A 15,949-nucleotide genomic window follows, 5' to 3' on the forward strand; every position below is an offset into this window, starting at 1 on the left:
CGGCCGTCGGGCAGGTCTCAGTTGCTCCGACGTACCCCGGCGACATATCGTTGCGCAAACGATTGAGCACCGGGAGGGGTCGAGATGGAGGCCGAGGAACTGCCGCTGGCGGGGGTGGTGGTGCTGGATTTCAGCCAGTTCCTGGCGGGGCCGGTTGCGGCGTTGCGGTTGGCGGACCTCGGTGCGCGGGTGATCAAGATCGAGCGGCCAGTGACCGGCGAGATCGGCCGTACGCTCGCCTTCGCCGGCCGCTGGGCGGACGAGGACACCGTCTCCTTCCACGCGATGAACCGCAACAAGGAAGCCGTCGTCGCGGACCTCAAGGACCCCGCGGACCTCGAACGGGTGAAGAGCCTGGTCGCGCGTGCCGACGTACTCCTCCACAACTTCCGCCCCGGAGTGATGGAACGCCTCGGCCTCGACTACGAATCGGCGCGCGCCCTCAACCCGTCCATCATCTACGCCGCGGCCTCCGGCTACGGCCCCGAAGGTCCCTGGTCCAACCGCCCCGGCCAGGACCTCCTGGCCCAATCCATCTCCGGCCTCACCTGGACCACCGGCCGAAACCGCCCCACCACCGTGGGCCTCTCCCTGGCAGACCACCTCCTCAGCTGCCACCTGGCCCAAGGCGTCACAGCCCTCCTGCTCCGCAAAGCCCGCACAGGCCAAGGAGGCCACACCGAATCCAGCCTTCTGGAGGCCATGCTCGACCTCCAGACCATCCCCCTGACCACCCACCTGAACACCCCCACGAACGGCGCCGGTCCGACGGATGCGGCGGACGATGTGCTTCCTGCGCGCCTGTACAGGACGGCCGACGGCTATCTGGCGGTTGGGGTGGTGCGGGTGGCGGAACTGGTTGGGGTGGTGGGGGAGAGCGTCTCAGTCGAGGGCGGGTTGGTGGTGGAGCGGGACGTGGTTGAGGAGTGGGTTGGGGAGCGGTTGGTGTTGGGGAAGACGGCGGAGTGGGTTGAGGTGTTGGGGAGGGCTGGGATCGAGTGTGCTCCGTTGCGGACGCTGGACGAGGTGATTGCTTCTGAGGAGTTCCGGGCGATTGGGATGACTCAGGAGGTGGTACGTCCGGCGGCTGCGGCGGGAGGTACGCCGTTGCGCTTGACGACAACACGTAGTCCGATTCGGATCGACGGCGAAGTACTGCGGAACGGACGTGCCGCGCCGCGCCTCGGTGCTCAGGGGTATCTGCGGGACGGGGTGGATCCGTTGAAGGGTGGGCGTTAGTAGGGTGGGTGGTATGGCGACCCTGGGTGATGTCGCGGCTCGGGCCGGTGTGTCGATCTCGGCGGTGTCGCGGGTGCTCAGTGACGCGCCGGACTCGCGGGTGAGTGCGGCCACCAAGCAGCGGATCCTCGACGCGGCCGGCGAACTCAACTACCGCCCGAACTTCGCCGGGCGGGCGCTGAAGTCGGCGCGCACGCAGGTGGTCGGGCTCGTCGTACCGGACATCACCAACGCGCTCTTCACCGAGCTGATGCACGGTGCGGAGGACGAGGCCGCGGAGCGCGGGTACACGGTGCTGCTCGGGCGTTCGGACGACGTACGACCGGGTGGGGAAGTCATCGCGCGCCTGATCGGCGAGGGGCGCGTCGACGGTATGGCGCTGCAGGTCGGCGACGGCGTACCGCCCGCGGGGCTGCGCGATCTGCTGTCCACCAAGGCGCCGATCGTGCTCGTCAACTCCGCCAGTCCGGGGCACGTCGGCTCTGTCACGCTCGACGACCATCGTGGCGCGCTGATCGCGACGCAGCACCTGCTCGAACTCGGGCATCAGCGGATCGCGTTCGCGAACGGCTTGCCGCGGTCGTTCACTGCCAAGCGGCGGCGCACCGGCTACAAGTTGGCTCTCGCCACCGCTGGTGTGCGGGTGCCTGCCGCGTACGAGACGAGGGTCGGGTACACCGTCGACAACGGACGTACGGCGCTGCGCCGGTTGATGGCGCTCGACCCGAGACCGACAGGCATCGTGGTGGCGAACGTCAACGCCGCCGTGGGTCTGCTGGGTGAGGCGCGCAGGCAGGGCATCCGAATCCCCGAGGACCTGTCCGTGGTCACCGTCCATGACTCCTGGACGGCCGAGAACACCTGGCCACCCCTCACCGCCGTGAAGATGCAGTTCTACACCGTCGGCCGGACCGCCGTACGCAGCGTCATCCACCGCATCGAAACCGGCGAAACCTCCGACCAGGTAGTCACTGACCCACCCCCGCAGCTGATCATCCGAGAATCCACCGCCCCACCCCACAGCACCTGACCCCGGCGCTCACCGATCCGTTCGGGCGTGCGCAAAAGTCCGTGCGCAAACGATTGACCAGTTCGGGTGGGGCGGTTTAGCGTTCTGCTCTAACGTTTGAGCACCCGGTGGGGTGCTGCCGTCCGCTCGGGACTGGAAGTGAGGAGTTCGTTGATGAAGTCACTCGGTGGTCGTCCCGGGGGAGTGCGGGGTGTGGCTGCTGTGGCCCTGGTGGGTGCAGCTGCTCTGGTGGCTGGGTGTGGGTCGTCGGTCGGGCCCGCGGGGGCGGATGTGCAGCAGACCGACTCCGGTGGTGCGATCACGGTGTGGGTGGATCCGCCGCGGGTCCCGGCCGCGAAGGCGTTCCAGCAAGCGCATCCGGAGATCAAGACGACGATCAACCAGATCGACGGCACCGTCGGTGGGAAGTCGTTGCAGCAGCAGTTCGCGCAGTTCAACCAGGCCGGCAAGGGCTGGCCGGACGCGATCTTCTTCCCGTCGAACGACGACATCGCCTGGGCGTCGGGCGCGCAGGTCAACTACACCGCCGACCTGACCGACCTGGTCCCGGACGTCATCAAGGGCTACCAGGAAGAGGTCATCTCGCCGTGCAAGATCGACGGCAAGATCCGCTGCCTGCGCAACGACGCCGCCCCGGACGTCTTCTGGTACAACAAGGCCTTCTTCACCCAGAACGGCTACACGGTCCCGAAGACCTGGGAGGAGTACGGCGACCTCGCCGTGCGGATCGCCAAGGAGCACCCGGGCAAGCTGAGCGGCTTCACCGGTGACGCCTACGCCCCCGACCGCTACCTGTGGGCGTCCGGCTGCCCGACGAACGCCCGCCAGTCCGAGACCGAGGTCCACATCGACCTCAACGACCCCAAGTGCGCCCGCGCCAAGGACCTGCTCGCGAAGCTCGTCCAGGCGAAGGCCCTGTCGACACTCGGGATCTTCGACGCCGACGCCGCCAAGTCCGGCAAGGACCTCGTGATGAGCCCGGGCGCCGCCTGGTGGGGCGACTACCTCTTCCGCCAGTCCTGGAAGATCCCCGCGGGCCAGATGACCGCGATCACGCCGCTGACCTGGAACGGCGAGAGCAAGCCGGCCACCGGCAACGAGGGCGGCGGCCTGTGGGGCTTCTCGCGCCACATCACCGGCAAGCAGCTGGAGAACACGCTCACCTTCGCCAAGTTCGTCGCCACCGACCCGCGCTGGCAGGTCGAGCTCTCGACGGGTCTCCCGGCGTACGGCCCGGTCCAGGACGCCTGGATCGCCAAGCAGTCCAAGCAGAAGTACTTCGCCGACGACAAGACGACGTTCGCGGCGATCAAGGGTGCGACCGCGTTCGTCCAGCCCGACCACTCCTACCTGCTCTACAACACCGGCAGCGTGTGGACCGAGACCGTGGCTGCCGGCCTGGCATCGGGCAAGACGGTCGACCAGGCCTGGACCGGCTTCAACGACGAGCTCGTCAAGCAGGCCAAAGCCATGGGCTACACCATCAAATAGCCGCGACCCCGTGACCGTAGATAGGAGTGCGGCATGTCGACCGCGCTGATGGAAGAGCGCAGTACGATCGCGCCGGCAGCGAAACCCCAGCGCCAGAAGATCTCTCGGCCGAGTGAGACCAGAGGCGCCTGGATCCTGTTGTCGCCGTACGTCGTACTCCTGCTCGTCGGCGGGATCATCCCGGTGGGCTACGCGATCAAGACCGCGCTGGAGAAGCCGCCGACCCCGCTGGATCCGACCGGCGGGTTCGGCGGGATCGCGAGCTTCAGGACCGTGTTCACCGACTTCCGCTTCGTGGACACCTTCCAGAACGTGTTCGCGACGCTGGTGATCTGGCTGCCGATCATGATGGTCGGCATCGTCGGCCTGGCGCTGCTGATCCACGCCAGCCCCGGCAGGTTCGGTTCGACGATGCGGTTCGTCTACTACATCCCCGGCGCCCTGGCCGGCATCGCGAACCTGGTGCTGTGGGTGTACCTGCTCAACCCGGCGCAGTCGCCGATCGAGGGGTTCTGGCACGCGGTCGGCGTCGACACGATCAAGCAGGCGGTCGCCGGACCCGGCCACCTGCCGTTCATCCTCACCGCGATGATGTTCTTCCAGGGCGTGGGCTCCTGGATCGTCGTGGTGAACGGCGGCCTGAACGGCATCGCCGACGAGACCCTGGAAGCGGCCGCCCTGGACGGCGCCAACGCCTGGCAGCTCGCCTGGCACGTGAAGCTCCCGATCATCCGCCCCTGGATCGGGTACGCCGCCCTCATGAACCTCGCGTACGGCTTCCAGTTGTTCCTCGAGCCCCAGCTCCTCGACCAGGTGGCCGGCAATGCGTTGCCGGACCAGTGGACGCCGACGCAGCTGGGTTACGCGTTCGCGTTCAGCAACTACAACTTCCCGGCCGCGGCGGCGATGTCGTTGGTCCTGCTGGTGATCACGCTCGGCATCGGACTGCTGATCGTCTTCCGCAGCGGGCTGTTCGGCGAGGAGGACAACTGATGACCGCGATCGAGAACTGGAGCGTCGGCCGCTTGGCGCGGGTCGTGTCGATGCTGTTCGTCGCCGCGCTCTTCCTGCTGCCGATCGCCGGCTTCGTCGCGATGGCGTTCCGCTCCAACGACGGCGTCGAAGCCGGGGCCGGCGGTTTCCTCGGCCTCGGGGACATTGCCTGGAGCAACGTCCGGTACAGCTGGTCACAGGTCAATGGGTTCGGCCCCGAAGGCGGCCTGTTCAGCCGCTGGCTGATGAACTCGCTGATCGTCGCGGGCGGCGGCGCACTGCTCGCCGTGATCGCCGCACTCCCGGCCGGCTACGCGATGGCGCGGCTGCGGTTCCGTGCCCGCCGCGCCGTACTGCTCATAACCCTCGTCACGATGGTGATGCCCAACACCGTCCTCGTCATCCCGCTGTTCCTCGAGGTCAACGCCGTCGGCGCCGTGGGCCAGTTGTGGCCGGTCGCGCTGATCATGGGCTTCTTCCCGTTCGGCGTGTACCTCTCCTACATCCACTACATGACCACCATGCCCCGCGAACTGGTCGAGGCCGCTCGCCTCGACGGACTCGGGGAGGTGTCGGTCTTCTGGTGGATCGGCCTGCGGATCTCCAAACAGGTCGTCGTCCTGGTCGCCTTCTTCGCCTTCGTCGCGAACTGGACGAACTTCTTCCTCCCACTCGCGCTGCTGTCGTCGAACCAGAACAACCAGACCGTCTCGATCGGCCTGCAGCAGCTGATCGGCGCAAGCCCGCTGTTCAACCCGACCGTGGCAGCAGGTCTCGACGTCAAGCTCTACATGCCGCAACTCGCCCTCGCGACGTTCATCTCGATGCTGCCGCTGCTCGCCGTCTTCCTCGGCGCCCAGCGCTTCCTGATCCGCGGCGAGACAGTCGGGGCGGTGAAGGGCTGATGAGCGAGCTTCCAGAGTTCGACCCGCACCCCGGCTACACGCTGAAGCTCCCGGAGCACCCGCGCCCGATCGTGATCGTCGGCGCCGGCGGCATCGTCCGCGACGCCCATCTCCCCGCCTACGCGAAGGCCGGCTTCGAGGTCGCGAGCATCACCGACCTCCGACTCGACCGCGCACAGACCCTCGCCCAGCAGTACGGCGTACCGCAGGTGTACGACGATGTCGCTGCCGCCGTCGCAGCGGCCCCGGACAACGCGGTGTACGACGTCGCGCTCCCACCCGAGGCGCACGTCGACGTACTCGAACAGCTGCCCGACGGTGCCGCCGTACTGCTCCAGAAGCCCCTCGGCAACCACCTCCCCGAAGGCGTCCGGACCCGCGAGGTGTGCCGCCGCAAGGGCCTCACCGCAGCGGTCAACACCCAACTCCGGTTCGCGCCGTACGTCGCGGTCGCGCGCAAACTGATTGCCGACGGCATCATTGGCGAGCTCTACGACGTCGAGGTCCGCGTCTCGGTGCGCACGCCGTGGGAGATGTTCCCGTACGTGCTGGACCTCGACCGGCTCGAGATCAACATGCACAGCGTCCACTACCTCGACCTGATCCGCTCGTTCCTCGGCGATCCGACCGGCGTGTCCGCGGTCACCGTCCGGCACCCGGAGAAGTCGCATGCGAACAGCCGCTCCGACATCGCGCTGACGTACGGCGACCGCGCCGTTCGGGTCGTCGTCTCGACGAACCACGACCACCACTTCGGTGAGCGGTACGAGGAGAGCTACGTCAAGTGGGAGGGCACGAAGGGCGCCATCCGGCTGCAGCTCGGGCTCCTGCTCGACTACCCGCGCGGCGGCGAGGACCGGCTCGAGCTCGTCACCGACGACCGGCTCGCGGAGGGCTGGCGGCCGGTGTCGTTCGGGGGCTCGTGGTTCCCGGACGCGTTCATCGGCTCGATGGGTGTCGTGCAGCGGTACCTCGAGGGCTCGATCCCGTCGCTGCCGACCTCGGTGGAGGACGTGTTCCGGACGATGGCGGTCGTCGAGGCGGCGTACGCGTCCGCCGCCCGCGGTGGCGAGCCGCCGCCGTACGACGCCTGACGCCACCGACAGACGACTTGAGAGGGACAAGAGTGGTGACGGAACTACCCCTGACCGGGATCACTGTGCTGGACTTCAGCCAGTTCCTGGCCGGACCGGTGGCCGCGTTGCGGCTGGCCGACCTGGGCGCGCGGGTGATCAAGATCGAGCGCCCCGGCACCGGCGACGCGGGCCGGCAGCTGGCGTTCGCGGGCCGGACGGTGGCCGGCGACAGCATGTCGTTCCACGCGATGAACCGGAACAAGGAGAGCCTGGTCGCCGACCTGAAGGACCCGGCCGACCTCGGCCGCGTGCGAGCCCTGGTCGCCGAGGCCGACGTCGTGGTCTCGAACTTCCGCCCCGGTGTGATGGAACGGCTCGGCCTCGACTACGAGACGGTCCGCCGGATCAACCCGGCCATCGTCTACGGCAGCGTCAGCGGGTACGGCGACAGCGGCCCGTTCAAGGACCGCCCGGGCCAGGACCTGCTCGCGCAGTCGATCGCCGGACTGCCCTGGCTGAACGGTTCGCGCGACGATCCGCCCGTGCCGGTCGGGCTGGCGGTCGCCGATCACCTCGCGAGCTGCCACCTGGCCCAGGGCATCACGGCCTTGCTGGTACGGCGTTTCCGCACCGGCCGCGGCGGCCACGCGCAGACCAGTCTGCTGGAGGCGCTGCTGGACCTGGAGTTCGAGCTGCTGACCACGCGGCTCAACGATCCGTCGATCGTCGTACGGCGCAAGGGGATCCGGTCGGCGCACGCGTTCCTGCCGGCGCCGTACGGGATCTATCCGACCAGCGACGGCCACCTCGCGATCGCGATGAACCCGGTGCCGACGATCGGCCGGCTGCTCGAACTGCCGGAGATTGAGGCGATGACCGACCCGCAGTCCTGGTGGGACCGCCAGGAGGAGATCGAGGAGCTGCTGTCCGAGCGGCTCCGGACCCGGACCCGGGACGAGTGGCTCGCCGTTCTCGACGCCGAGGACGTGTGGTGCGCGCCCGTGCTCACGCTGGACGAGCTGGTCGAGCACGACGGCTTCCGGGCGATCGCGATGACCCAGCAGGTGCGTCGCGACGGCCTCGAACTGACCACCACCCGCAGCCCGATCCGGATCGACGGCGAGCGGCTGACCAACCCGCGCCCCGGGCCCCGGCTGGGCGAACACGACCCGCTCGGACCCGGCCAGGTGGAGGAGATCGCATGACGACGTTGCGTGGCATGACCTGGGAACACCCGCGCGGCTACGACTGCCAGGTTGCCGCCGCGAAGGAGTACGCGCGCCTGACCGGCGTCGACGTGCACTGGGAGTACCGCTCGCTCCAGGCCTTCGCCGACGAGCCCCTCGCCGGTCTCGCCGCCCGGTACGACCTGCTGGTCATCGACCATCCGCACGTACCGCTCGCCGCGGCCGAGGGACTGCTCGCACCTCTCGACAGCGCCGGCCACGACGACGAGTTGGCCGCCCTCGCGGCTGATGCGGTCGGCGACAGCCATGCGTCGTACGCGCATGACGGTCACCAGTACGGACTCGCTACCGACTCCGCCGCGCAGGTCGCCGTACACCGGCCGGACCTGCTCCCGGAGCCGCCGACGGACTGGGACGCCGTACTCGATCTCGCCCGCGACGGCCGCGTGCTGTGGCCCGCGAAGCCGATCGACGCCTACTCGACGCTCTGCACGCTCGCGGCCAATCGCGGTACGCCGGTCGCGGCCGAGCCCGGCCGTTTCCTCGCGGACGACGACGCGGGCGCCGTACTCGACCTCATGCACCGCCTCGCCGACCGGGTCCCGGAGTGGTGTCTCGCCGCGAACCCGATCGAGGTCGCCGAGGCGCTTGCGGGCGACGACGGCTGGGCGTACGCGCCGCTCGCGTACGGGTACTCGAACTACTCCCGGCGAGGCTTCCGCCCGCATCGCCTGAAGTACGTCGACATCCCGGCCGGGCAGCGGGGCGTCGCGGGGTCGCAGCTAGGCGGCGCCGGCATCGCGGTCTCGGCGTACACCAAGGAACTCGACGCGGCCCGCGCGTACGCGATCTGGCTGGCGTCACCGGAGGTCCAGTCGGGGGTGTACTACGACGCGGGCGGGCAGCCCGGGTACGCGGCGTCGTGGGACGACGACCGGCTCAACGAGGACTCCTGGGACTTCTTCCGCGGCACCCGGCAGACGCTCGAAGGCGCCTGGGTCCGGCCGCGGACGGCGGGCTACATGGAGTTCCAGGATGTCGTCTCGCCGTGGGTCACCGGCGCCTTGCGGGGTGAGCTGACCGACGCCGAGCTGATCAGGCGGGCGAGCGAACTGGCCGAACGACTCCTGGAGGAGAGGCGATGAAAGTCGCGGAACGCTGGTTCGAGGACTACGAAATCGGGGAGAGCCGGACCACCGTCGGCCGGACGATCACCGAGGCCGACATCGTGCTGCACGCGGGGCAGACCGGCGACTTCTTCCCGCACCACATGGACGCGGAGTGGATGGCGACCCAGCCGGCCGGGCAGCGGATCGCGCACGGGACGCTGATCCTGTCGGTCGCCGTCGGGATGACCGCGGGCGACATCAACCCGCGCTCGATGTCGTACGGGTACGACAGGATCCGGTTCATCAAACCGGTGTTCATCGGCGACACGATCACCGTGACCGCGGAGATCACCGAGAAGTCCGACCACCAGCGGCTGGCCGCGACCCACGGCTACGTGCACGAGCTGGTCAGCGTGACCAACCAGCGCGGCGATACCGTTCTCGTCCTCACCCACCTCTACCTGGTCGACAAGCGAGGCCCGGCATGATCATCGACGCACACCAGCACGTCTGGGACCGCGACCGCTCGCCGTACCAGTGGCTCGGGCCGCAGGTGCCGCAGTGGAACCGCACCTTCACGTTCGAGGAGCTGCGTCCGCACCTGGTCCGCAACGGCGTCGACGCGACGGTGCTGGTCCAGTCCGACGACCACGACGGCGACACCGACCTGATGCTCGAGGTGGCGGCGCGGCATCCCGAGGTCGCGGCGATCGTGGCCTACGTCCCGCTCGACCGTCCGGACCGCGCGGCCGAGCGGCTCACGGAGCTGCGCAAGGATCCGCGAGTCGTCGGCATCCGGAACCTGATCCACGACCTGCCGGACCCGGACTGGATCCTCCGGCCCGAGGTCGACGAGGGGTTGTCGGTCCTCGAGGAGGCGAGCGTCACGTTCGACTATGTCGCCGTACTGCCTCGGCATCTCGAACACGTGCCGACGCTCTCCGAGCGGCACCCGGAGCTGCGGATCGTGATCGACCATCTCGCGAAGCCGCCGATCGGCGCGGAGTCCCGCGAGCCGTGGTGGACGCTGATCGAGACGGCCGCGCGGAACCCGCTCGTGCACGCCAAGATCTCGGGGCTGTACCCGGAGGACGGGACCTGGGAGTCGGTCCGGCCGTTCGTGGACCGGGCCGTGGAGGTCTTCACGCCGAGCCGGCTGATGTACGGCGGCGACTGGCCGATCTCGACCGCTTCCGGCGGGTATGACGAGGTGTTCACGGGCCTGTCCGGCGTGCTCGCGTCGCTCTCGGACGCGGACCGGGACGAGATCTACTCGGGTACGGCCCGCCGGTTCTACCGGATCGACGACAGCCTGCTCGGCTGAACCTCAGCGCCGCGGACCGAGCGGGTCCTCGTCCGGCGGCGCGGGGGAGCGCCTGGTGTCGTTGGTCAGCGAGCGCTCGGGCAGCCAGATGACGAACGTGCTGCCCACGCCGACCTCGGAGTGCAGTGTGACGGTGCCGCCGTGCGACTCGGCGATCTGCCGGACGATGGCGAGTCCGAGCCCGGCCCGGCGCTGCCCGGTGGACGGCACCGTCGCCGGAAGCTGCTGCTGACCGCCGCGGTAGAACCGGTCGAACACCCGGTCGGCGTCCGCCGCCGCGATCCCGGGACCTTCGTCGCGGACGGCGATCCACGCCCAGCCGTTGCGGCTGCCGACGGCCACGACGAGCTCGCTGCCGCCGCGGGCGAGCCGGACCGCGTTCGAGAGCAGGTTGTCCACGGCGCGCCGCAGCGCGGACGCGTCACCGGCGGCGATCGGCCCGGGCGCGAGGCGTCGTACGACCCGCAGCTCACGGTCCGCGGCGAGGAGTTCGTGTTCCTCGGCGGCCTCACCGGCGATCGCGGCGAGGTCGACGTCGGCGTCCACGAAGGCCGGTGACGAACGGCGCGCGGACGCGAGCAGGTCCTCGACGAGCCGGGTCATCCGCTGGATCGCGCGGCCCACGATCGCGGTCGCCTGCGCCCGGTCCTGGGGCGGCGTGTCGTCGTGGGCGAGGACGGCGTCCACGTTCGCCTGGATGACGGCGAGCGGGTTGCGCAGCTCGTGGGACGCGTCGTCGACGAGCTGCCGTTGCGCAAGGAACGCCGACTCGAGCCGGTCGAGCATGTCGTCGACGGTGTCGGCCAGGTTGCGCAGCTCGTCCTTCGGGCCGTCGAGGGCGATCCGCCGGGACAGGTCGGTCGCGGTGATCTCCTGGGTGGTCGCGGTGATCCGGCGTACCGGTCGCAGCGCGCGACCGGACAACCACCAGCCGGTGCCGAGACTGACCAGGAACAAGGCGCCCATGCCCGCGACCGAGTAGTTCCGCAGCGTCTGCAGAGTCTGGTAGTTGACCGCGTCCTGCATGCTGGAGATCTCGGCAGCCCGGATCACCTGGCCGGGCTTGATGTGGAACTTGCCGCTGGAATCCTTCCAATACTTCTCGACCTCGATCTCGTTCAGCGGTTGCGGGTCGAGGATCTGCGTCAGGGCGACGTACAGACCGCCGAGCAGCAGCGCCGACAGCGCGATCAGCACCGCGGAATAGGTGAGCGTCAGGCGGAACCGGACGGTCTGGGCCCAGGGCGGGAGTTTCATGAGTCACCTCGGAGGCGGTAGCCGCGGCCGATCACGGTTTCCAGGACCGGCTCCTCGCCGTTCTGGGTGAGCTTGCGGCGCAGGGTCCCGACAGTCACCCGGACGCTCTGGGTGAACGGGTCCGCGTTCTCGTCCCAGACGTGTTCGAGCAGCTCCTCGGCCGACACGACGTGGCCGGGACGCGACATCAGATACCGCAGTACGCCGAACTCCTTGAGCGTCAGCGACAGCTCGCGGCCGGACCGGGTGACGAGATGCCGCGAGGAGTCGAGGACCAGGTCGCCGACGTGCAGCTGGGTGGTGCCGTTGGTGACGTCGCGGCGCAGCAGCGCGCGGATCCGGGCGAGCAGCTCGACCAGCGCGAACGGCTTGGTCAGGTAGTCGTCCGCGCCCTCGTCGAGCCCGCGGACCCGGTCGGCCAGCGAAGCGCGGGCGGTCAGCATCAGGACCCGCAGCTCGCGGCCCGACGCCACCTCGATCTCGCCCCGGCGGACCGCGCGGCACAGGTCGAGCCCGCTGGTGTCCGGCAGCGTGATGTCGAGGATCGCCAGGTCGTACGCCGTGGTCGCGAGCTTCTCCGTCGCCTCGGCGCCGGTGGTCGCCGCGTCGACGGCGTACCCGGCCCGGCCGAGTCCCGAGCGCAACGCGCTGACCAGGCCTTCTTCGTCCTCCACCACGAGTAGTCGCACGCCACCAAGGTAGCGGTGTCCGCACAGTCCGCGGGTCTGCTCTTTCGGCCGGCTTTCGCTCTGCTTTCCGGTCGTTTTCGTACCCGCTTGATGAGCTGTGGGCCAATCGACGCGAAGGAGAACCTGATGAACATCCCAGGCAAGCGGCTCGTACTCGGCGGCGTGGTGGCGGTCGCGGCGCTCGGTATCGGTGGGGTCGCGTACGCGGCCGGCAGCGACCCGGCGCCGCAGCAGGGCTACGTCACCGTCGAGGACGGGGCGACCACGCCGTCGCCGTCCCAGCAGGGCGGCGGCCGCGAGGACTGCCCGGAGAAGAACGGCTCGGGGTCGCAGGGTTCGCAGGGTCAGGGCTCGCAGGGGCAGTCGGAGCAGCCCTCTGAGCAGAACCCGGCCGGTAACGCATGACGGAGGCCCACGTCCCACGGAACGCGGCGCAGGCCCCGTCCGCCGGGGTCAACGCCGTGCTCGAGCACGCGTTGTTCGAGGTGAAGCGGGTCGTCGTCGGGCAGGACCACCTGGTCGAGCGGATGCTGGTCGGGCTGCTCGCCCGCGGCCACTGCCTGCTCGAAGGCGTGCCCGGCGTCGCCAAGACGCTCGCCGTCCGGACGCTGGCGGAGGTGATCGGCGGCCGGTTCGCCCGGCTGCAGTTCACCCCCGACCTGGTGCCCGGCGACATCATGGGTACCCGGATCTGGCGGCCGTCGACGGAGGGCTTCGACACCGAGCTCGGCCCGGTGTTCGCGAACCTCGTGCTCGCGGACGAGATCAACCGGGCGCCGGCGAAGGTGCAGTCGGCGCTGCTGGAGGCGATGGCCGAACACCAGGTCAGCATCGGCGGTACGTCGTACCGGCTGCCGGAACCGTTCCTGGTGCTGGCCACGCAGAACCCGATCGAGTCCGACGGCGTGTACGCGCTGCCCGAGGCGCAGCGGGACCGGTTCCTGCTGAAGATCACGGTCGACTACCCGACGCCGCTGGAGGAGCTGACGATCCTGCAGCGGATGAGCGCGCACCGCCCGCACGCGAGCGCCGTACTGACGCCGGAGCAGGTCGCACAGTTGCAGGAGGCAACGGAAGACGTCTTCGTCCACAACGCCGTGGCGGAGTACGTCGTCCGGCTCGTGCACGCGACCCGGGCGCCGGAGCAGTACGGGATCCACGACCTCGCCGGGGTGCTCGAGTTCGGCGTGAGCCCGCGGGCCACGCTGGGACTGGTCGCCGCCGGGCGGGCGCTGGCGTTGCTGCGCGGCCGCGACTACGTGCTGCCGGCCGACGTGTACGACGTGGCGCTCGACGTGATGGCGCACCGGCTGGTGCTGACCTTCGACGCGCTGGCCGACGGCGTCGACCCGCGCGCGGTGGTCGGCCGCATCCTGCACACGATCGAGCAGCCGCACGTGGTGCCTGCCGACGACGCACAGGGGTCGGCAGCGTGACCGACGACCTGCTGGCGGGCCGGGAGCGGGCCTTGCGCGCACTGGAACTGTCGGTGAAGCGCAAGCTCGAAGGGTTCCTGCACGGCGAGATCACCGGGCTGCGCACCGGTCCCGGCAGCGAACCCAACGAGGCGCGGCCGTACCAGGCGGGCCAGGACGACGTACGACGGATGGACTGGAACGTCACCGCCCGGTCGTTGGAGGCGCACGTGCGCGCGCCGCTGGCCGAACGGGAGCTGGAGACGTGGGCGCTGCTCGACGCGTCGGCCAGCATGGACTTCGGGACCGCGGCGAGTGAGAAGCGGGACCTCGCGATCGCGATCGTCGGGGCGGTCGGTCTGCTGGCCGACCGCCCCGGCAACCGGCTCGGGATCCGGATCGCGCTGGGCGACGAGCTGCGCCGGCTGCCCGCGGCCGGCGGCGCCGTCCAGCTCCGCCGGTCGCTGCGCACACTGCTGTCGTTGCCGCGGGCAACACCTGGCGCAGTGCCGCGGACCGACTTGGGTCGCGCGATCAGCCGGTTCGACCGCGAACACACCCGCCCCGGCCTGCGCGTCGTCGTGTCGGACTTCCACGAGGACGACTGGGCCGATCCACTGCGGCGACTGACCGCCCGCCACGAGGTCATCGCCGTCGAGGTCCTGGACCCGCGCGAACTCGAACTGCCCGACGTCGGCCTACTCACGCTGGTCGACCCGGAGACCGGGCGCCGCCGGGAGATCCAGACCGCCAACCGCAAACTCCGCCGCCGGTACGCCGACGCGATGACCGCGCACCGCGACCGGACCGCCCGGGCGATCCGCGCGGCCGGCGCCGCGCATCTGGTCCTGCGCACCGACCAGGACTGGGTCCGCGACGTCGCCGCGTTCACCAACGCGCGGCGCCGGGCCGGCGTCCGGCGGCACCCGACCGGGAGGACCGGTATCCGATGAGATTCGAGCAACCCCTCTGGCTCTGGCTGCTGGGACTGGTCGCCGCCCTCGTGGTCGCGTACCTGATCGCGCAGCGGCGCCGGACGAAGTACGCCGTACGTTTCGCGACCCTCCCGATGCTGGAGAAGGTCGCGCCGCAGCGGCCCGGCTGGCGCCGGCACGCGCCGGCCGCGGCCTTCCTCGCCGCGCTCACCGTGCTGACGATCGCGATCGCGCGGCCGGTGGCCGACATCCGCGTCCCGCGTGAACGGGCGACGGTACTGGTCGCGATGGACGTGTCGAACTCGATGGCCGCGACCGACGTGGCGCCGAACCGCTTCGAGGTCGCCAAGCAGGCCGCGACGCAGTTCGTCGAGGAACTGCCGGAGCAGTTCAACGTCGGGCTGGTGTCGTTCGCGCGGACGGCGACCGTGGTGTCGGCGCCGAGCACCGACCATCAGGCGACCGTTGCCGCGATCAACAGTCTGCAGCTGAGCGACTCGACCGCAATCGGGGAGGCCGTGCTGACGGGCTTGCAGGCGGTGCGCACGATCGACCCCGAGGATCCGCCGCCGAGCCGGATCGTGCTGCTGTCCGACGGCGGCAACACCGCCGGCCGCCCGATCGACGAGGCCGCCGAGGCCGCCACGCAGGCCGGCGTACCGGTGTCGACGATCGCGTACGGCACCGCCGAGGGCACCGTGAACCTCGAAGGCCGCGACATCCCGGTGCCGGCCGACACCGAGGCCCTGCGAGGTCTCGCGGAGGCGACCAGCGGAAGCTTCTACGAGGCCGCGAGCGACGAGCAGCTCCGTGACGTGTACGCCGATCTGCAGTCGTCGATCGGCTGGACCACCGAACCGCGCGAGATCACCAACCTGGTAGCCGGAGGAGCCCTGGCCGCAGCCTTGCTCGCCGCCCTCGCCTCGTTGCTGTGGTTCTCCCGCCTCCCCTGAGCAGGAGCCACCATGCCCCCACACCTAGGCCACCCCTTCCGAGGCCCCGACTACATCCCCATCCCACCCCCCACCCACACCACCCCACCGCCCACCGACTCGGGCGCACCCTCCACCGACTCCGTCACCCCGGTCACCGCCCCGGCCACCCCCTCTCCGGCGGCGGCACCTCAGACCGGGGTGACGGACGCTCCCTTCAACAACCCACCCCGCCCCGCCGCGCCCGGCCCCGCCGCGCCCGGCTGGGCGGGGCTCGGCTCCGCGAGGCCCGGCTCCGCAACGCCGGGCTCGGCGCCGTTTGGCTTCGCCCCGCCTGGCCCTCCCACACCAGGCGTCGTACCGCCCG

At 70.1% G+C, this 15,949-nt stretch carries 16 protein-coding genes; 14 read left to right on the plus strand and 2 right to left on the minus strand.

The window, feature by feature from the left end; genetic code table 11:
• The first annotated feature begins 84 nt into the window (after nucleotides 1–84).
• The 10 genes from ABN611_RS29635 to ABN611_RS29680 all read left to right on the plus strand — a co-directional run bounded on the left by ABN611_RS29635 (nucleotide 85) and on the right by ABN611_RS29680 (nucleotide 10,354).
• Nucleotides 85–1,239, plus strand: coding sequence for a CoA transferase (locus ABN611_RS29635; RefSeq protein WP_350275542.1), 1,155 nt, complete (start codon nucleotides 85–87; stop codon nucleotides 1,237–1,239).
• Nucleotides 1,240–1,252: 13 nt separating this feature from the next.
• Entirely contained in the window at nucleotides 1,253–2,269 is a 1,017-nt protein-coding gene (locus ABN611_RS29640; protein ID WP_350275543.1) for a LacI family DNA-binding transcriptional regulator, read from the plus strand.
• A gap of 192 nt (nucleotides 2,270–2,461) precedes the next feature.
• Nucleotides 2,462–3,760, plus strand: coding sequence for a hypothetical protein (locus tag ABN611_RS29645; RefSeq protein WP_350275544.1), 1,299 nt, complete (start codon nucleotides 2,462–2,464; stop codon nucleotides 3,758–3,760).
• Between the two features lie 33 nt (nucleotides 3,761–3,793).
• The gene (locus ABN611_RS29650) at nucleotides 3,794–4,753 is read left to right on the plus strand and encodes a sugar ABC transporter permease (protein ID WP_350275545.1); all 960 of its coding nucleotides are present in this window, start codon (nucleotides 3,794–3,796) and stop codon (nucleotides 4,751–4,753) included.
• On the plus strand, nucleotides 4,753–5,658 hold the full coding sequence (locus ABN611_RS29655; RefSeq protein WP_350275546.1) for a carbohydrate ABC transporter permease: 906 nt from the start codon (nucleotides 4,753–4,755) through the stop codon (nucleotides 5,656–5,658). The genes ABN611_RS29650 and ABN611_RS29655 overlap by 1 nt, the downstream gene beginning before the upstream one ends.
• Nucleotides 5,658–6,752, plus strand: a complete 1,095-nt coding sequence (locus tag ABN611_RS29660) for a Gfo/Idh/MocA family oxidoreductase (RefSeq protein ID WP_350275547.1) — start codon at nucleotides 5,658–5,660, stop codon at nucleotides 6,750–6,752. The genes ABN611_RS29655 and ABN611_RS29660 overlap by 1 nt, the downstream gene beginning before the upstream one ends.
• 35 nt (nucleotides 6,753–6,787) lie before the next feature.
• Nucleotides 6,788–7,939 carry a CaiB/BaiF CoA-transferase family protein gene (locus ABN611_RS29665; RefSeq protein WP_350275548.1) on the plus strand — a complete coding sequence of 384 codons (1,152 nt, stop codon included), beginning with the start codon at nucleotides 6,788–6,790 and terminating at the stop codon, nucleotides 7,937–7,939.
• Nucleotides 7,936–9,066: an extracellular solute-binding protein gene (locus ABN611_RS29670; RefSeq protein WP_350275549.1), complete on the plus strand. Its 1,131-nt coding sequence runs from the start codon at nucleotides 7,936–7,938 to the stop codon at nucleotides 9,064–9,066. The genes ABN611_RS29665 and ABN611_RS29670 overlap by 4 nt, the downstream gene beginning before the upstream one ends.
• On the plus strand, nucleotides 9,063–9,518 hold the full coding sequence (locus ABN611_RS29675) for a MaoC/PaaZ C-terminal domain-containing protein (protein ID WP_350275550.1): 456 nt from the start codon (nucleotides 9,063–9,065) through the stop codon (nucleotides 9,516–9,518). The genes ABN611_RS29670 and ABN611_RS29675 overlap by 4 nt, the downstream gene beginning before the upstream one ends.
• Nucleotides 9,515–10,354: an amidohydrolase family protein gene (locus tag ABN611_RS29680; protein ID WP_350275551.1), complete on the plus strand. Its 840-nt coding sequence runs from the start codon at nucleotides 9,515–9,517 to the stop codon at nucleotides 10,352–10,354. The genes ABN611_RS29675 and ABN611_RS29680 overlap by 4 nt, the downstream gene beginning before the upstream one ends.
• Nucleotides 10,355–10,357: 3 nt before the next feature.
• On the opposite strand, the gene ABN611_RS29685 is transcribed toward ABN611_RS29680, so the two are convergent.
• Nucleotides 10,358–11,611 (minus strand): HAMP domain-containing sensor histidine kinase, encoded by a 1,254-nt coding sequence (locus ABN611_RS29685; RefSeq protein ID WP_350275552.1) that lies wholly within the window; start codon nucleotides 11,609–11,611, stop codon nucleotides 10,358–10,360.
• Nucleotides 11,608–12,300 (minus strand): response regulator transcription factor, encoded by a 693-nt coding sequence (locus tag ABN611_RS29690; protein WP_350275553.1) that lies wholly within the window; start codon nucleotides 12,298–12,300, stop codon nucleotides 11,608–11,610. The genes ABN611_RS29685 and ABN611_RS29690 overlap by 4 nt, the downstream gene beginning before the upstream one ends.
• A 126-nt stretch (nucleotides 12,301–12,426) precedes the next feature.
• On the opposite strand from ABN611_RS29690, the gene ABN611_RS29695 reads away from it, so the two are divergent.
• The 4 genes from ABN611_RS29695 to ABN611_RS29710 are packed head-to-tail and all read left to right on the plus strand — an operon-like array spanning nucleotide 12,427 to nucleotide 15,603.
• Nucleotides 12,427–12,705: a hypothetical protein gene (locus tag ABN611_RS29695; RefSeq protein WP_350275554.1), complete on the plus strand. Its 279-nt coding sequence runs from the start codon at nucleotides 12,427–12,429 to the stop codon at nucleotides 12,703–12,705.
• A complete protein-coding gene (locus ABN611_RS29700; RefSeq protein ID WP_350275555.1) occupies nucleotides 12,702–13,736 on the plus strand; it encodes a MoxR family ATPase in 1,035 nt (344 codons plus the stop codon). The genes ABN611_RS29695 and ABN611_RS29700 overlap by 4 nt, the downstream gene beginning before the upstream one ends.
• Complete coding sequence (locus tag ABN611_RS29705; RefSeq protein WP_350275556.1) at nucleotides 13,733–14,668, plus strand: DUF58 domain-containing protein; 936 nt, start codon at nucleotides 13,733–13,735, stop codon at nucleotides 14,666–14,668. The genes ABN611_RS29700 and ABN611_RS29705 overlap by 4 nt, the downstream gene beginning before the upstream one ends.
• On the plus strand, nucleotides 14,665–15,603 hold the full coding sequence (locus ABN611_RS29710) for a VWA domain-containing protein (RefSeq protein WP_350275557.1): 939 nt from the start codon (nucleotides 14,665–14,667) through the stop codon (nucleotides 15,601–15,603). Before ABN611_RS29705 ends, ABN611_RS29710 begins: the two co-directional genes overlap by 4 nt.
• Nucleotides 15,604–15,949: the final 346 nt, after the last annotated feature.

Origin of the sequence: Kribbella sp. HUAS MG21 (genome assembly GCF_040254265.1) — a bacterium.
Classification (GTDB): Bacteria; Actinomycetota; Actinomycetes; order Propionibacteriales; family Kribbellaceae; genus Kribbella.